At 39.0% G+C, this 13,447-nt stretch carries 11 protein-coding genes; 9 read left to right on the forward strand and 2 right to left on the reverse strand.

All coding sequences use genetic code 11. From position 1 onward, the window contains the following. Positions 1–2 precede the first annotated feature (2 nt). Together FJG96_RS04365 and FJG96_RS04370 are read left to right on the forward strand one after the other, a co-directional pair. Positions 3–1,412: an FAD-binding oxidoreductase gene (locus tag FJG96_RS04365; RefSeq protein WP_139412904.1), complete on the forward strand. Its 1,410-nt coding sequence runs from the start codon at positions 3–5 to the stop codon at positions 1,410–1,412. A 143-nt stretch (positions 1,413–1,555) separates the two neighbouring features. Continuing rightward, complete coding sequence (locus tag FJG96_RS04370) at positions 1,556–2,083, forward strand: DUF6101 family protein (RefSeq protein WP_139412905.1); 528 nt, start codon at positions 1,556–1,558, stop codon at positions 2,081–2,083. Positions 2,084–2,997: 914 nt separating this feature from the next. On the opposite strand, the gene purD is transcribed toward FJG96_RS04370, so the two are convergent. Continuing rightward, positions 2,998–4,272 (reverse strand): phosphoribosylamine--glycine ligase, encoded by a 1,275-nt coding sequence (gene purD, locus FJG96_RS04375; RefSeq protein ID WP_139412906.1) that lies wholly within the window; start codon positions 4,270–4,272, stop codon positions 2,998–3,000. A gap of 90 nt (positions 4,273–4,362) precedes the next feature. Here purD and ubiA point away from each other — a divergent pair, with 90 nt between their 5' ends. Beyond that, positions 4,363–5,379 carry a 4-hydroxybenzoate octaprenyltransferase gene (ubiA, locus tag FJG96_RS04380; protein WP_139412907.1) on the forward strand — a complete coding sequence of 339 codons (1,017 nt, stop codon included), beginning with the start codon at positions 4,363–4,365 and terminating at the stop codon, positions 5,377–5,379. A 495-nt stretch (positions 5,380–5,874) separates the two neighbouring features. Here the strand turns inward: ubiA and pdxH are convergent, their stop codons facing one another. Beyond that, positions 5,875–6,498, reverse strand: coding sequence for a pyridoxamine 5'-phosphate oxidase (gene pdxH / locus FJG96_RS04385; RefSeq protein WP_139412908.1), 624 nt, complete (start codon positions 6,496–6,498; stop codon positions 5,875–5,877). A 331-nt stretch (positions 6,499–6,829) separates the two neighbouring features. On the opposite strand from pdxH, the gene FJG96_RS04390 reads away from it, so the two are divergent. The 6 genes from FJG96_RS04390 (at position 6,830) to dxs (ending at position 13,446) form a co-directional block, all read left to right on the forward strand. After that, the gene (locus tag FJG96_RS04390) at positions 6,830–7,732 is read left to right on the forward strand and encodes a DnaJ C-terminal domain-containing protein (protein ID WP_139412909.1); all 903 of its coding nucleotides are present in this window, start codon (positions 6,830–6,832) and stop codon (positions 7,730–7,732) included. A gap of 127 nt (positions 7,733–7,859) precedes the next feature. Further along, complete coding sequence (gene fabI / locus FJG96_RS04395; RefSeq protein ID WP_139412910.1) at positions 7,860–8,678, forward strand: enoyl-ACP reductase FabI; 819 nt, start codon at positions 7,860–7,862, stop codon at positions 8,676–8,678. Positions 8,679–8,825: 147 nt separating this feature from the next. Then, complete coding sequence (gene aroC / locus FJG96_RS04400; RefSeq protein WP_139412911.1) at positions 8,826–9,914, forward strand: chorismate synthase; 1,089 nt, start codon at positions 8,826–8,828, stop codon at positions 9,912–9,914. Positions 9,915–9,929: 15 nt separating this feature from the next. Continuing rightward, positions 9,930–11,033 carry a 3,4-dihydroxy-2-butanone-4-phosphate synthase gene (gene ribB / locus FJG96_RS04405; protein WP_139412912.1) on the forward strand — a complete coding sequence of 368 codons (1,104 nt, stop codon included), beginning with the start codon at positions 9,930–9,932 and terminating at the stop codon, positions 11,031–11,033. Positions 11,034–11,040: 7 nt separating this feature from the next. Then, positions 11,041–11,295, forward strand: a complete 255-nt coding sequence (locus FJG96_RS04410; RefSeq protein WP_139412913.1) for an exodeoxyribonuclease VII small subunit — start codon at positions 11,041–11,043, stop codon at positions 11,293–11,295. Positions 11,296–11,538: 243 nt separating this feature from the next. Next, positions 11,539–13,446, forward strand: a complete 1,908-nt coding sequence (gene dxs, locus FJG96_RS04415) for a 1-deoxy-D-xylulose-5-phosphate synthase (RefSeq protein ID WP_139412914.1) — start codon at positions 11,539–11,541, stop codon at positions 13,444–13,446. Position 13,447 lies beyond the last annotated feature (1 nt).

Here is a 13,447-nt window from a genome sequence, read left to right on the forward strand (position 1 = left end):
ACATGGAGCAGGAATTAATTGAGAGGTTTAGAGAGATTGTTGGGGCCAAGTATGCGATAACAGATCAGGCATTGATTGCACCATATTTGCTTGAAGAGCGAGGGCTTTTTCATGGCAAAACGCCCTTACTTTTACGTCCATCTTCACCGCAAGAAATTTCATTGATCATGCAATTAGCGAGCCAAACACGCACACCAATCGTACCTCAAGGTGGAAACACAGGGCTTGTGGGGGGGCAACAACCAGATGAAAGAGGAGAGAGCGTTCTTTTATCCATGGAGCGGTTAAATAAGATGAGAGCGATAAATCTTGAGGGGAATTTTGTTGTTGTAGAAGCTGGTGTTATTTTACGGGATTTACAAAAAAAAGTAGATGAATCGGGTCGTTTTTTCCCTCTTTCTTTGGCATCTGAAGGTTCTTGCCAAATAGGAGGAAATCTTTCATCAAATGCCGGAGGGACGGCTGTTTTAGCCTATGGCAATATGCGTGATCTTTGCCTTGGTTTAGAAGTTGTTTTACCAGATGGTCGTCTTTTGGATGATTTGCGCTTTGTTAAAAAAGACAATAGCGGGTATGATTTGAAAAATCTTTTTATTGGTGCGGAAGGTACATTAGGCGTTATAACTGCAGCCGTTTTGAAGATTTTTCCAAAAATAAAAGGAAAAGCCGTTGCTTTGGTGGGGTTAGATAGTCCAGAAAAGGCTCTTGAATTTTTATCTCTGGCTCAAGAATATGGAGGAGGGATGGTGACGGGCTTTGAGCTCATGGGAAATCTCAGTTTGCAAATGGCTTTAGAGTATAAGATGTGTGAGAAGTCTCCTTTTCAGCAGAAACATGGATGGTATGTATTAATGAACATTTCATCGTTGCAAGGCAATGATGAAGCATCATCCGTGTTGAGTATTATTTTAGAAAAAGCCTTGAACAGGGCGGTGATAGAAGATGCAATTGTTGCACAATCTTTAAAACAGCAAGATTTTTTCTGGCAATTGCGTGAAGCTATATCACCAGCACAGAAGTTAGCGGGAGGATCGATTAAGCACGATATTGCAGTACCACTTGCTTTTATTCCTGATTTTATTTCTAAGGCTGCACTTATTGTTGAAGATATCGCTCCAGGGGCAAGGGTGGTTTGTTTTGGACATATGGGAGATGGAAATTTGCATTACAATGTTACACAACCGATAGGCGCTGATACGACAGCATTCTTGCAGTTATGGTCAAAAATGAACCATCGCATTCATAGGTTAGTGATGGACTATCAAGGTGCATTTTCTGCTGAGCATGGAATTGGTCAGCTTAAGCGCGAAGAACTTCGTTCTTTTAAATCGCCTGTCGCACTGGATATTATGCGAGGAATAAAAAAAACACTCGATCCTTTAGGGATCATGAATCCTAGAAAAATATTATAATTCAAGAATGTTGATCTATATTTTTGTTTAGGTTTTAATAACCAAAAAAGAAACAAGTTGTTTTTTATTCAAACTTTTAATAATCCAATGAGGAAAAGTTGCTAAAAGGTGTAGGTTATTTAAGATAAATTGGGACACTGTATATGGCTAATCAATGCTTTAATCAGGCAAAAGCGGTGCTTGAATTTCGGTTGGATCCTTGCCGTTTGCCACAGACGACGACGTATTTTTCATCCAAAACGGGTAATAAGGTTATTTGTTCATTAAATGAGCGCGGTGTTTTTTTTAAAACGGATAAACCTTCAAGCGTATCGCATTTAGTCCCCCCTTATCATTTCAAAGGAATTGCAGCACGTACTGTAAAAACACGTTCAGGAGAAAGAGCTGTTGCATTAGAGTTACTTCATGTAGATGAAGAATCTTGTATTCCACTTTTGGTTTCTAGAGATTTGAATAATGTTCTTCTGGATTGGCGATTATGGGCGGATACTTATGGTCTTCCCATGCTTATGATTGATGAAGATAATCGCATTGTGGTTGTAAAAGATCGTTCTGATTTACATCGATTTTTTTGTACAACGCCGCATTCTAAACACAAGCGTTTTTTACTCCGTTATAGCAATCCATTAGGTTTGCGTTTGGTAATTGCAAATAGAATTGCACTTCAGTAACATTCATGTGCATTCATTTTTATGCGACCATAAGCATCGATCTTATTGGGATGTAAATGCGGTTCTTTAGTGCCGTGATATAAGGCATGCGAGCTGCACACATGCGGTTTTTTTAGCAGACGAGGTGAATATTCTTCAATTTGTTTATCGAGCCTTACACCAGTAAAGCACATAAGTGGGCAGACAAGGGGAATCAACTCAATAAGAAATCTGATTGTTTAGAGATCGATTCTGGCAGGAGTCTTCGTTTTTTAAGGCAAAGAGGAAGCCAAGGATTGTAAATAAGAGTTTTTTTGGCAGCACATATTAGTAGCAGGAATCAATTATATTCAATGCTTTTTGTTGATGATGTAATTTTTGGTTTTGCTATATCGTTAAAGCACACGCAGATTACTGAGAGTGTCTTTTTACTTTCTTTTTTATAAAGCAAATTATTGATTTATCAAATAATGATCATTTTGTCATAGTGAATGAGAGTGACGAATATAATATTCTCATTTCATTTTTTTCTTCTAATCAAAATCATTGTTTTTCACGTCATCAGGAAGGGATGCTCATATGGATGAATGCTATTAAAAAAGAGCAAAAACTCTTTGATAAATTTTCTAGATAACAAAGGTTATGGTCAGATTGGAGGTTGGATACAATGATGGTATCGGTTTTTGCCTTTATTCAATAAAGATGGTGGAATCGATTTATACTCTCCACGGTTAATATCGTGAAATGGGCCAAAGAGCATGAGGAATATTGCTTTGTGCATGGATAATGAAGTGCGTTCTTTTTCTGTATTTTATTTTTTAAGGAAAATAGACTCGTTTTTTCCAAAATTATAAGCAACCCAAAACAAATAAGAAAATTAGCGTATCATGCTGTTAGGCGAAAGAATCAAATCGTCAAAAAGAATACCAAAAGATTTAGTTTTCTCGCGCAATGGCGCGCCATCCGATATCACGACGAGCAAAGCCTTCTGGCCAATTGATACAATCAACCGCTTCATAAGCACGTTTTTGTGCGTTTGTAATGGTTTTTCCTGTTGCTGTTATATTGAGAACACGTCCACCATTTGCAATAAGTTCTCCATTGCGCAATGCGGTACCAGCATGAAAAACTTTCACATCAGCAAGTTTGTTTACTTTATCAACGTTACGGATAACAGTCCCTTTTTGGGGAGAGCCTGGATAACCATTCGCAGCCATAACAACGGTGAGGGCTGCTTTTTCAGACCACTGAAGAGGTTTATTTTTAAGATTCCCTTGAGCTGCAGCAAGAAAAATCGGCAGAATATCGTCTTTGAGGCGCATCATTAAAACTTGACATTCAGGATCACCGAATCGTACGTTAAATTCAATGAGTTCGGGTCCCTTTTGCGTTATCATCAATCCAACGAAGAGAATGCCTTTAAAGGGGGCGCCCATTTCATGCATGCTTTTTAAAGCAGGTTCAACAATTTCTTTGAGGGTGCGATTCACCATTTCTTCGGTCATGATGGGCGCTGGTGAATAAGCTCCCATACCACCGGTATTTGCTCCAGTATCTCCATCACCTACACGTTTATGATCTTGAGCAGATCCAAAGGGAAGGGCAATTTTACCATCACAAAGACAAAAGAAGCTTGCTTCTTCACCTTCAAGAAAAGATTCGATAACAATTTTGTTTCCTGCATCGCAGGAGGCATTTTTGAAACAGGCATCAACGGCGTTCAATGCTTCTTCTATTGTTGTTGCAACCACGACACCTTTGCCAGCTGCTAAGCCATCCGCTTTAATGACAATGGGAACACCTTGTTGATGAATGTAAGCTTTGGCTTTAGCTGCATCATTAAAGCATTGGTAACTTGCTGTCGGAATGTTATTCTTACGACATAGATCTTTTGTAAAAGCTTTTGAACCTTCTAGTTGAGCAGCTTTTTGAGTGGGACCAAATACACAGATGTTGGCGCTATTAAGAGAGTCGGTTATACCTGCAACCAATGGTGCTTCTGGTCCTACAATCACAAGATCAATAGAATGTGCTTTACAAAAATCGATAACAAGGGGGTGGTTATCAATGTCTAAATTAATATTTTCACCAAATTCTTCTGTTGCAGGATTTCCAGGAGCACAATATAGCTTTTTAAGCAGTGGTGATGCTGCTATTTTCCATGCTAAAGCATGTTCTCGCCCACCTGAGCCAATAAGAAGAATATTCATTGCTTGCTCCTCTCATAAAAGATGATTAATCTCATCCTCTTCTCATAAGAATGAAATGTCTCTATCGCAAGACTAAAGGTAAATCATTTGATGAAAAAAAATAAAAATATTCCTCATGTTCAGTCCTATGATAGTCAAGGACGGGTTATGGATGCCTCTGCCAAACAATGGGTCTATAATTTTCTTCCCTGTTCTTTATGGTTTTATGCGCAATTGGCGCGTTGGGATCGGCCTATCGGATGGCAATTGTTGATGTGGCCTTGTTTTTGGTCAACAACAATGGCTTTTCTCTCTTATGACATGCGTTACGAGCCTCTTTTACCAATGCTTCTTCATTGGATTTGGTATCTTTTTCTTTTTTTTCTAGGATCCATCGCTATGCGAGGGGCAGGATGTACTTGGAATGATCTGATTGATCATAAAATTGATTCTCAGGTAGAGAGAACACGTTCTCGCCCATTACCGACAGGTCATGTGAGTCGGTTTCAAGCAAAAGTTTTTATACTTGTGCAATGTTTGGTTGGTTTAGGCGTTTTATCACAATTTAATAGGTTTAGTTTTTTTCTAGGCATTTCGTCACTGATAGCCGTTGCATTGTATCCTTTTATGAAACGTGTAACCTATTGGCCACAGTTTTTTTTAGGCATTGCATTTAATTGGGGAGCACTAATGGGGTGGGCCGTTGTGTTTGGAAGTTTAAGCTGGGCACCAATTTTACTTTATGTGGGATCAATCTTGTGGACCATAGGATACGATACCATCTACGCACATCAAGATAAAGAGGATGACGCTACTGTTGGTATCGGTTCTACAGCGCTTCTCTTTGGAAAAGGAACCAAGCGTGCTTTAGTCTTTTTGTATGGTGGTTTTGTCATATTCGTTAGTTTAGCATTTTATTTGGCTAAAGTTCCTCTATTGAGTTTTTTGGGAATTTTTTTAGCAAGCATCCATATGCTTATTCAAATTAAAGTCATTGATATAGACGACAGTGCACAATGTCTTAAGCTTTTCAAATCCAATTCGCTTATTGGTTTTGTGATTTTTGCTGGTTTAGTCTGTGGTGGTTTATGGATGATATTTTTATCCTGCAGTTTAACAACACGTTAGATAAAATCATATGTTCTGTGATGATGGGAAGAGGAATGAAAATTCAAAGATACTTTCATTGATTCTAAAGTTTATAATTCTTTTGAATTTGTCAAAGTTTGTTTGTATTTTATAACGAGTCCGTCAAGTTTTATTGAAATAAAAATAGACTTGTAAGAGGAATAAAAAACTTTTTTAATTAAAAGTGCATTTTCTGTTTATTCATCAGAATCAAAATATATATGATGATTGTATTATTTAGGCTTCCTTTGAATATCACTGTTTCTCTTACCAGAAGTTCAAAAGTAAAGTCATTGTTTTGGTGAATGCAGTATTTTTTTTCAATAAGCTTGTCGCTAATCTAGCGTCAAGCGATGGAGAATATTATCAACCAACGTTTATAGAAAAATAAAATTCTTCTTGAAATGAAATAAATCACCTCTTTTTAGAATTTCACAAATAGAAAGTAATCGTTTAAGCATGAGGAAAAACTTTATAACGATGACGCTTGAAGGATTAAGGGTAAAGTTTTTGTTTTTTCCAATTGTTGTTTTCAACACAATCGCGTGTAAAAAGTAGACGATCATGTAAACGAAATGGGCGATCACACCAGAACTCTATAGAAAGGGGTTTAACACGAAAACCAGACCAATAAGGTGGTCGTGGAATATTGCCTAGAGCATAACGCGCAGTATATTGAGCAATTGCTCTTTCGAGCACAAAACGATTTTCTAATGGTTGAGATTGTTTTGATGCCCATGCACCAATTCGACTCCCACGGGGGCGTGATTTGAAATAAGCATCGGCTTCCTGTTGAGTTACTTTTTCAACAATGCCTCTTATTCTGATCTGACGACGAAGCGATTTCCAATGAAACCCTAAGGATGCTTTCATTGATTTTAAAATTTCTTTTCCCTTTTGGCTTTCATAATTGGTATAGAAGACGAAGCCTTGAGGACTATAGTCTTTGAGGAGAACCATTCGAACATTAGGGAGACCTGTTTCATCAACTGTCGCGAGTGCCATAGCATTCGGATCATTTATTTCGCTTATCGTTGCCTCTTCAAGCCACTTTGCAAAAAGTTCAAAAGGTTTTTGCATGTCCATAAAATGATCGTCTGTTGGTATTTTATCGCTCATAGTATCTCCAAATGTCAGTGAGCATGAATATTTTCTCATTTACTTTTTCATCAAGAAGTAGAGTACCATTTTTTCTTATTTTCAAAAAGCCAATGCTTTCATATATTTTTAATGAGTATTTTTATGGTGGTTTCATTATTTTTGTCTTTAGCATAGAAGACAATGAGCTATATTAAATAAATATCTCATTTTATCTGGTATTTTACTTTCTTGATAGACATATAAAGAAAAGAAGAAATTATTCTCTAGAATAGACAGATGAAGCTATGAGGAATATTGAGCAACATATCCGTTGATATTTTGAAAACGAAAAAATTGAAAAGAGGGCAATATGCGTGATCCCTACACGATCCTAGGTGTGGCACGTACCGCAAAACCGCAAGAGATTAAATCGGCATTTAGAAGATTAGCAAAGAAGTATCATCCAGACCACAATAAAGATGATGCAAAGGCTAAAGAGAAGTTTGCTGAAATTAATCAGGCTTATGAGATTATAGGTGATAAAGATAAAAAGGCACAATTTGACCGCGGTGAAATTGATATGGAAGGCAAACCACTTTATCAAGCCTATGGTGCTGGTGAAAATTTTAGCAATAAACAAAATCCTTTTTCAGGAAGAGCAAAAGGATTTGACTTTTCCTCTTCAGGAGGGGCGGGTTTTGATGCGAGTGATATTTTTCGCGATCTGTTTGGAGGAGCTGGTAGCTTCTCGAATTCCACACACTATAATCGCCCTCAACAAGGAGCCCATATTCGTGCTAATCTTACCATAACATTAGAGCAGATGGTTGGCGCAGAAAAAGTGGAAGCTGTTTTCCCTCATGGAAAAAAGTTAAAAATTAAACTTCCAGATTATATTGAAGATGGACAAACTATTCGTTTAAAAGGTCAGGGAGAAGAGGTCCCTCATGGTCAAGCAGGAGATGCGTTAATAACCATTCAAATTCAAAAACATCCTCGTTTTCGGGTTGAAGGAAGGACGCTCCATCTTGATTTACCCGTTTCTCTTAAACATGCTGTTTTGGGAGCAAAAGAAGAAGTTGAGACATTGGAAGGACGTGTGGTTTTGACGATTCCTGCTTGGTCAAGTTCTGATCGCGTTTTGCGGTTGAAAGGAAAAGGGCTTCATTTAAAAAATGGTACAAGAGATGATCTTTATGTGCATGTTCGTGTTATGTTGCCGGAAGGTGGAAATGCTGCGCTAGAACAGTTTTTGCAAACGCAAAAGGATTAATTTGTAAAATTTTTATATATACAGCGTAGTTTTTGTTTGATTTTAAACCAATTACTTGAAGAAAAAGTTGACCTGTGTCATAGGCAGATTAATAATATTAATTTTAAGTAACAATGGGGCAGTGCTGATGGCTAAGGGTAATGGTTTATTGTATGGTAAGCGTGGTTTAATCTTGGGGTTGGCTAATAATCGCTCCATCGCTTGGGGAATTGCTAAAGCAGCAAGTGCTGCAGGAGCAGAGCTTGCTTTCACCTATCAGGGTGAAGCAATGAAAAAGCGTGTTGAGCCTTTGGCTGAAGAATTAAAGGGGTTTGTTTGTGGGCATTGTGATGTTTCTGACAGTGCCTCTATTGATGAGGCCTTTAGAGCTGTAGAGAAGAAATGGGGCAGACTTGATTTTTTAGTTCATGCTATTGGTTTTTCTGATAAAGATGAATTAAGTGGCCGTTATATTGACATCAGCGAATCAAATTTTATGATGACAATGAATATTTCCGTTTATTCGCTAACAGCTCTAGCAAAACGTGCAGAAAAGTTAATGCGAGATGGTGGATCTATCTTAACATTAACCTATTATGGGGCGGAAAAGGTTGTTCCCAATTATAATGTCATGGGGGTTGCCAAAGCTGCTCTTGAGGCGAGCGTGAAATATTTAGCGGTAGATTTAGGTCCCCAAAAGATTCGTGTTAATGCGATATCTGCTGGACCCATTAAAACGTTAGCGGCTTCAGGTATTGGTGATTTCCGTTATATTCTAAAATGGAATGAATATAATGCGCCCTTACGTCGTACGGTATCCATTGAAGAGGTGGGTGATTCTGCCCTTTATTTTCTTTCAGATTTGTCTCGTTCTGTTACTGGTGAAGTTCATCATGTCGATTCAGGTTATAATATCATCGGTATGAAAGCCGTTGATGCTCCAGATATTTCCGTTGTTAAAGAATAAGTTTGGTGTATAGGATTTGTATTGGACAGCAATGATTTGACCAAATTTAAAGTAGCCAAGAATATTTTGAAGTTAAAGAGCTGTTTTGTGTATAGCTCCACATGCGTTGTTATTACATATATTTGACAGAGAAACGGATCTTTTTTCATGTCGCATAATACATTTGGTCATTTGTTTCGTGTAACAACATGGGGTGAAAGTCATGGTGCTGCTCTTGGTTGTGTCATTGATGGTTGTCCCCCCGGAATTATTTTTACGCGTGCAGAAATTCAAGCTTATCTCGATAAGCGTAGACCTGGGCAGTCCTTATATACAACGCAGCGCCGAGAACAAGATCAAGTAGAAATCCTTTCAGGAACAATTGCTCAAGAAGACGGGGGAACATTCGTTACAACAGGCACACCAATTTCTCTATTGATTCGAAATACAGATCAACGCTCTCAAGATTATGGAGAAATTGCTCATCAATATCGTCCTGGCCATGCAGATTATACTTATGACGTTAAATATGGCATCCGTGATTTTCGAGGGGGAGGGCGTGCTTCAGCACGCGAGACAGCAGCACGTGTTGCGGCTGGTGCGTTGGCTCGTAAAATTGTTCCTGGTTTGGTTGTTCGAGGAGCTGTGATAGCCATTGGTCCCCATAAGATTAATCGTGATCGTTGGGATTGGTCAGAGGTTGAAAATAATCCTTTTTTTACAGCTGATGCAGAGATGGTTCAAATTTTTAGTGATTATATCCGTAAAATTCGTAAAGATGGTACATCTGTTGGTGCGGTTATTGAGATCGTTGCAGAAAATGTTCCGGCAGGTTTAGGAGCTCCTATTTACGCAAAACTTGATCAAGATATTGCATCATATCTTATGTCAATTAATGCGGTAAAAGGGGTTGAAATTGGTGATGGTTTTGCGGCAGCCTGCTTGAGGGGAGAAGAAAATGCCGATGAAATGCGGATGGGAAATGACGGAAAACCACTTTTTTTATCCAATCATGCTGGTGGTATTTTAGGGGGAATATCGAGTGGACAGCCAATTGTTGCACGTTTTGCTGTAAAACCTACGTCATCCATATTAACGCCTCGTCGCTCTGTGGATATTGATGGTCATGAAGTAGACGTAATAACGAAGGGACGTCATGATCCATGTGTTGGGATTCGGGCTGTTCCTGTTGGTGAAGCGATGGTTGCTTGTGCACTTGCTGACCATTATTTAAGACATCGCGGTCAAGTTGGGTGATTGAGAAGGTGAATAATGGCGTATAATGAAGAAAAAATTATTTCTGCGCTTAAAGCTTTTGAAGGTGGTGAAATTGTTGTAGTGACAGATGATAATGACCGTGAAAATGAAGGTGATTTAACGGTTGCTGCAGCCCATTGTACAGAAGAAAAGATGGCATTTATTCTTCGTCACACAACAGGTATTGTGTGTACACCTATGCCTAAAAAAGAAGCACAACGATTTAATCTTGCTCCTATGGTACCAGATAATAACTCTGCACACGGGACGCAATTTACGGTTACTGTTGATTTTAAACACGGCATAACAACAGGGATTTCAGCGCATGACCGTACATTAGCGGTGCGTAATCTTGCAAATTCAAATACAAGTGCGGATGATTTTGTTCGTCCAGGGCATGTTTTCCCTCTGATTGCGCATGAAGGGGGGGTCCTCATGCGTTCGGGTCATACGGAAGCCGCTGTTGATTTATGTCAATTAGTTGGTTTACCACCGGTTGGTGTTATTGGTGAGTTAGTCAATGATGATGGAAGTGTTAAACATGGCGATCAGATCACAAAATTTGCACAAGAACATCGGTTGCATATCATAACGGTTGCAGATTTAATTGCTTACCGACAGCGTAAAGAAATATTGATCAAGCGTGTTGGAGAAATGCCGATTGAAACACCTGTAGGTCCTGCTATTATTCAAAGTTATCAACTCCCTTGGGAAGATGTTCAACATATTGCGATTATTTTTGGTGATATCCGTGAGGGAGAGGGTATTCCTGTGCATTTACACCATGAAAACATTATAAATGACGTTTTTTGTCAATCTTCAGATATCATGGTGATGATGCAGCGTATGATGGAAAAAGAAAAACGTGGTGTATTTGTTTATTTGCGTGAAGGGTCTGTTATACAATCAACGATTGGCATTCAAAACATGGCAAGAGACGGTTCAGAAAATCATGTGCAGGCGATTGAACGCGAAGAAGAATGGCGCAAAATTGGTTTAGGATCGCAAATTTTAAAATATTTAGGAATTGGCTCTGTTATTGTTTATGCTTCTAAAGAGCACCATTATCTAGGTTTAGAAGATTTTGGAATTCGTATATCTAGGACAGATATTTTTTGAGGTTCATATGAAAAAAGAGATACAAGAGGGGGATATTACAGCTTTAAGCTTTGAGCAAGCGCTTAAGCAACTTGAAGCTATTGTTGAAAATTTAGAACGTGGCGATGTGCCTTTGGAACAATCCATTGATATTTATGAACGTGGTGAAGCGCTGAAAAAACATTGTGAAAAACTCTTGAAGGTTGCTGAAGCCAAAGTTGAAAAAATTCAGCTTTCACAGGAAGGTTCTCCAGAAGGCGTAGAGCCGCTTGACGCTCAATAATATTAAAATTTGGAGATATTTATTGTGGCGCTTAAGAAATGCAATAATCTTTGTTGATAGAGAGTAAATTTTATTGATTTCTTTTTTATAAAATAAGTTAAAAATAGGAAAGATCATCAATCATCTCAAAGAGAGAAGAGTATTTTTTCAGTAAAAAAGATGTAAAACGCTCAATAAAAGAGTAGAAAAGATATATTTTTATTGTTGCTTTCTCTTGAGTTAAGATAATAGGAAGGATTTTTTTTGTCTCAGGTCTTAACACCATTGCTTGACCGTGTTTGTTTTCCGAAAGATTTGCGGGCATTACCTGAGTCTGATCTGGTACAGTTGGCTGATGAGTTGCGGGCCGAAACAATTGATGCGGTTTCTGTAACAGGTGGCCATCTTGGGGCGGGACTTGGTGTTGTTGAGCTTACTGTTGCGTTACATTATATTTTTAATACACCAGAGGATAGGATTATTTGGGATGTTGGTCATCAAACCTATCCGCACAAAATTTTAACGGGGCGTAGAGAAAAAATTCGCACATTACGTCAAGAGGGGGGGCTATCAGGTTTCACAAAACGTTCAGAAAGCGTGTATGATCCATTTGGAGCGGGGCATTCATCCACTTCTATTTCGGCGGGGCTTGGCATGGCGGTGGCAAGTGCTTTGAAAGCAGAGACAAGACGCAATATCATTGCTGTTATTGGTGATGGTGCAATGTCTGCGGGCATGGCTTATGAAGCAATGAATAACGCTGGTGCTTTGGATGCACGCTTGATTGTTGTTCTAAATGATAACGATATGTCTATCGCACCGCCTACAGGTGCTATGAGTGCGCATCTTGCACGATTAGTCTCTCGTCCCTCTTATCGTCATTTGCGTGAACGCGTAAAGATGTTGAGCGAAAAGTTGCCAAAGTTTTTTTTGGATAAAGCACGTCGTTCAGAGGAATTTGCGCGTGGCCTTTTGGTTGGAGGAACGTTATTTGATGAGCTTGGCTTTTATTATGTTGGCCCCATAGATGGGCACAATTTTGGGCATTTATTGCCTGTTTTAAAAAATGTTCGCCAATATCCTCATGGTCCTGTTTTGGTGCATGTTGTAACGCATAAGGGAAAGGGATATCCACCCGCAGAAGCCTCATCTGATAAGTATCATGGTGTTAACCGTTTTGATGTCACAACAGGAAGACAGGTTAAAGCACCCAGTAATATTCTACCCTATACCAAGGTATTTTCTAAAGCTTTAATAGAAGAAGCCTGCCATGATGATAAGATTGTTGGCATAACGGCAGCAATGCCAACAGGGACAGGCCTTGATGCTTTTGCAGAAAAATTTCCTAAAAAGATGTTTGATGTTGGGATTGCTGAGCAACATGCCGTAACTTTTGCGGCCGGACTTGCTTGTGAAGGGTATAAGCCTTTTGTTGCAATTTATTCTACATTTTTACAGCGTGCTTATGATCAAATTATTCATGATGTATCAATTCAAAAATTACCGGTACGTTTTGCCATTGATAGAGCCGGTTTTGTGGGGGCAGATGGGGCAACGCACGCTGGCAGTTTTGATATTGTTTTTTTGGCCACACTTCCTGAGTTTGTTGTTATGGCGCCTTCAGATGAACTTGAACTGATGCATATGGTGCGTACAGCTGCAGCTTATGATCAGGGTCCCATTTCTTTTCGTTATCCACGTGGTGAAGGTATTGGTATAGATTTACCGCAACGTGGTGCATTATTAGAGATTGGAAAGGGACGTATTCTGCGTGAAGGAAGTAGGATCGCTCTGGTTTGTTTTGGAACACGAATGTCAGAAGTGTTGCGAGCTGCTGATATGTTGGGAGCTAAAGGGCTATCGACAACGGTTGCAGATGCACGATTTGCAAAACCTTTGGATAAAGATTTGATGCGTCGTTTAGCCCGTGAGCATGAAGTATTGGTGACCATTGAAGAAGGTGCAATCGGTGGATTTGGAGCACATTTATTACAATTTTTAGCACAAGAAGGGCTCTTAGAGCATGGTTTGAAAGTTCGTACACTCAAACTTCCTGATGAATATTTAAATCATGGTTCACCAGAAAAAGTTCTCTCAACGATTGGGCTTGATGCTATGGGTATTATCAATACGGTGTTGACGGCTTTGGGGCGCGAGATTTTAACAGGATAAA

This window comes from Bartonella mastomydis (genome assembly GCF_900185775.1).
Lineage (GTDB): Bacteria > Pseudomonadota > Alphaproteobacteria > Rhizobiales > Rhizobiaceae > Bartonella > Bartonella elizabethae.

Excerpts from the sequence above, each read along its gene's own strand:
- pdxH (WP_139412908.1), bottom strand. The coding sequence starts at position 6,498 with ATGAGCGATAAAATACCAACAGACGATCATTTTATGGACATGCAAAAA.
- FJG96_RS04365 (WP_139412904.1), top strand. The coding sequence starts at position 3 with ATGGAGCAGGAATTAATTGAGAGGTTTAGAGAGATTGTTGGGGCCAAG.
- purD (WP_139412906.1), bottom strand. The coding sequence starts at position 4,272 with ATGAATATTCTTCTTATTGGCTCAGGTGGGCGAGAACATGCTTTAGCA.
- FJG96_RS04370 (WP_139412905.1), top strand. The coding sequence starts at position 1,556 with ATGGCTAATCAATGCTTTAATCAGGCAAAAGCGGTGCTTGAATTTCGG.
- FJG96_RS04390 (WP_139412909.1), top strand. The coding sequence starts at position 6,830 with ATGCGTGATCCCTACACGATCCTAGGTGTGGCACGTACCGCAAAACCG.
- aroC (WP_139412911.1), top strand. The coding sequence starts at position 8,826 with ATGTCGCATAATACATTTGGTCATTTGTTTCGTGTAACAACATGGGGT.
- ribB (WP_139412912.1), top strand. The coding sequence starts at position 9,930 with ATGGCGTATAATGAAGAAAAAATTATTTCTGCGCTTAAAGCTTTTGAA.
- ubiA (WP_139412907.1), top strand. The coding sequence starts at position 4,363 with ATGAAAAAAAATAAAAATATTCCTCATGTTCAGTCCTATGATAGTCAA.
- FJG96_RS04410 (WP_139412913.1), top strand. The coding sequence starts at position 11,041 with ATGAAAAAAGAGATACAAGAGGGGGATATTACAGCTTTAAGCTTTGAG.
- fabI (WP_139412910.1), top strand. The coding sequence starts at position 7,860 with ATGGCTAAGGGTAATGGTTTATTGTATGGTAAGCGTGGTTTAATCTTG.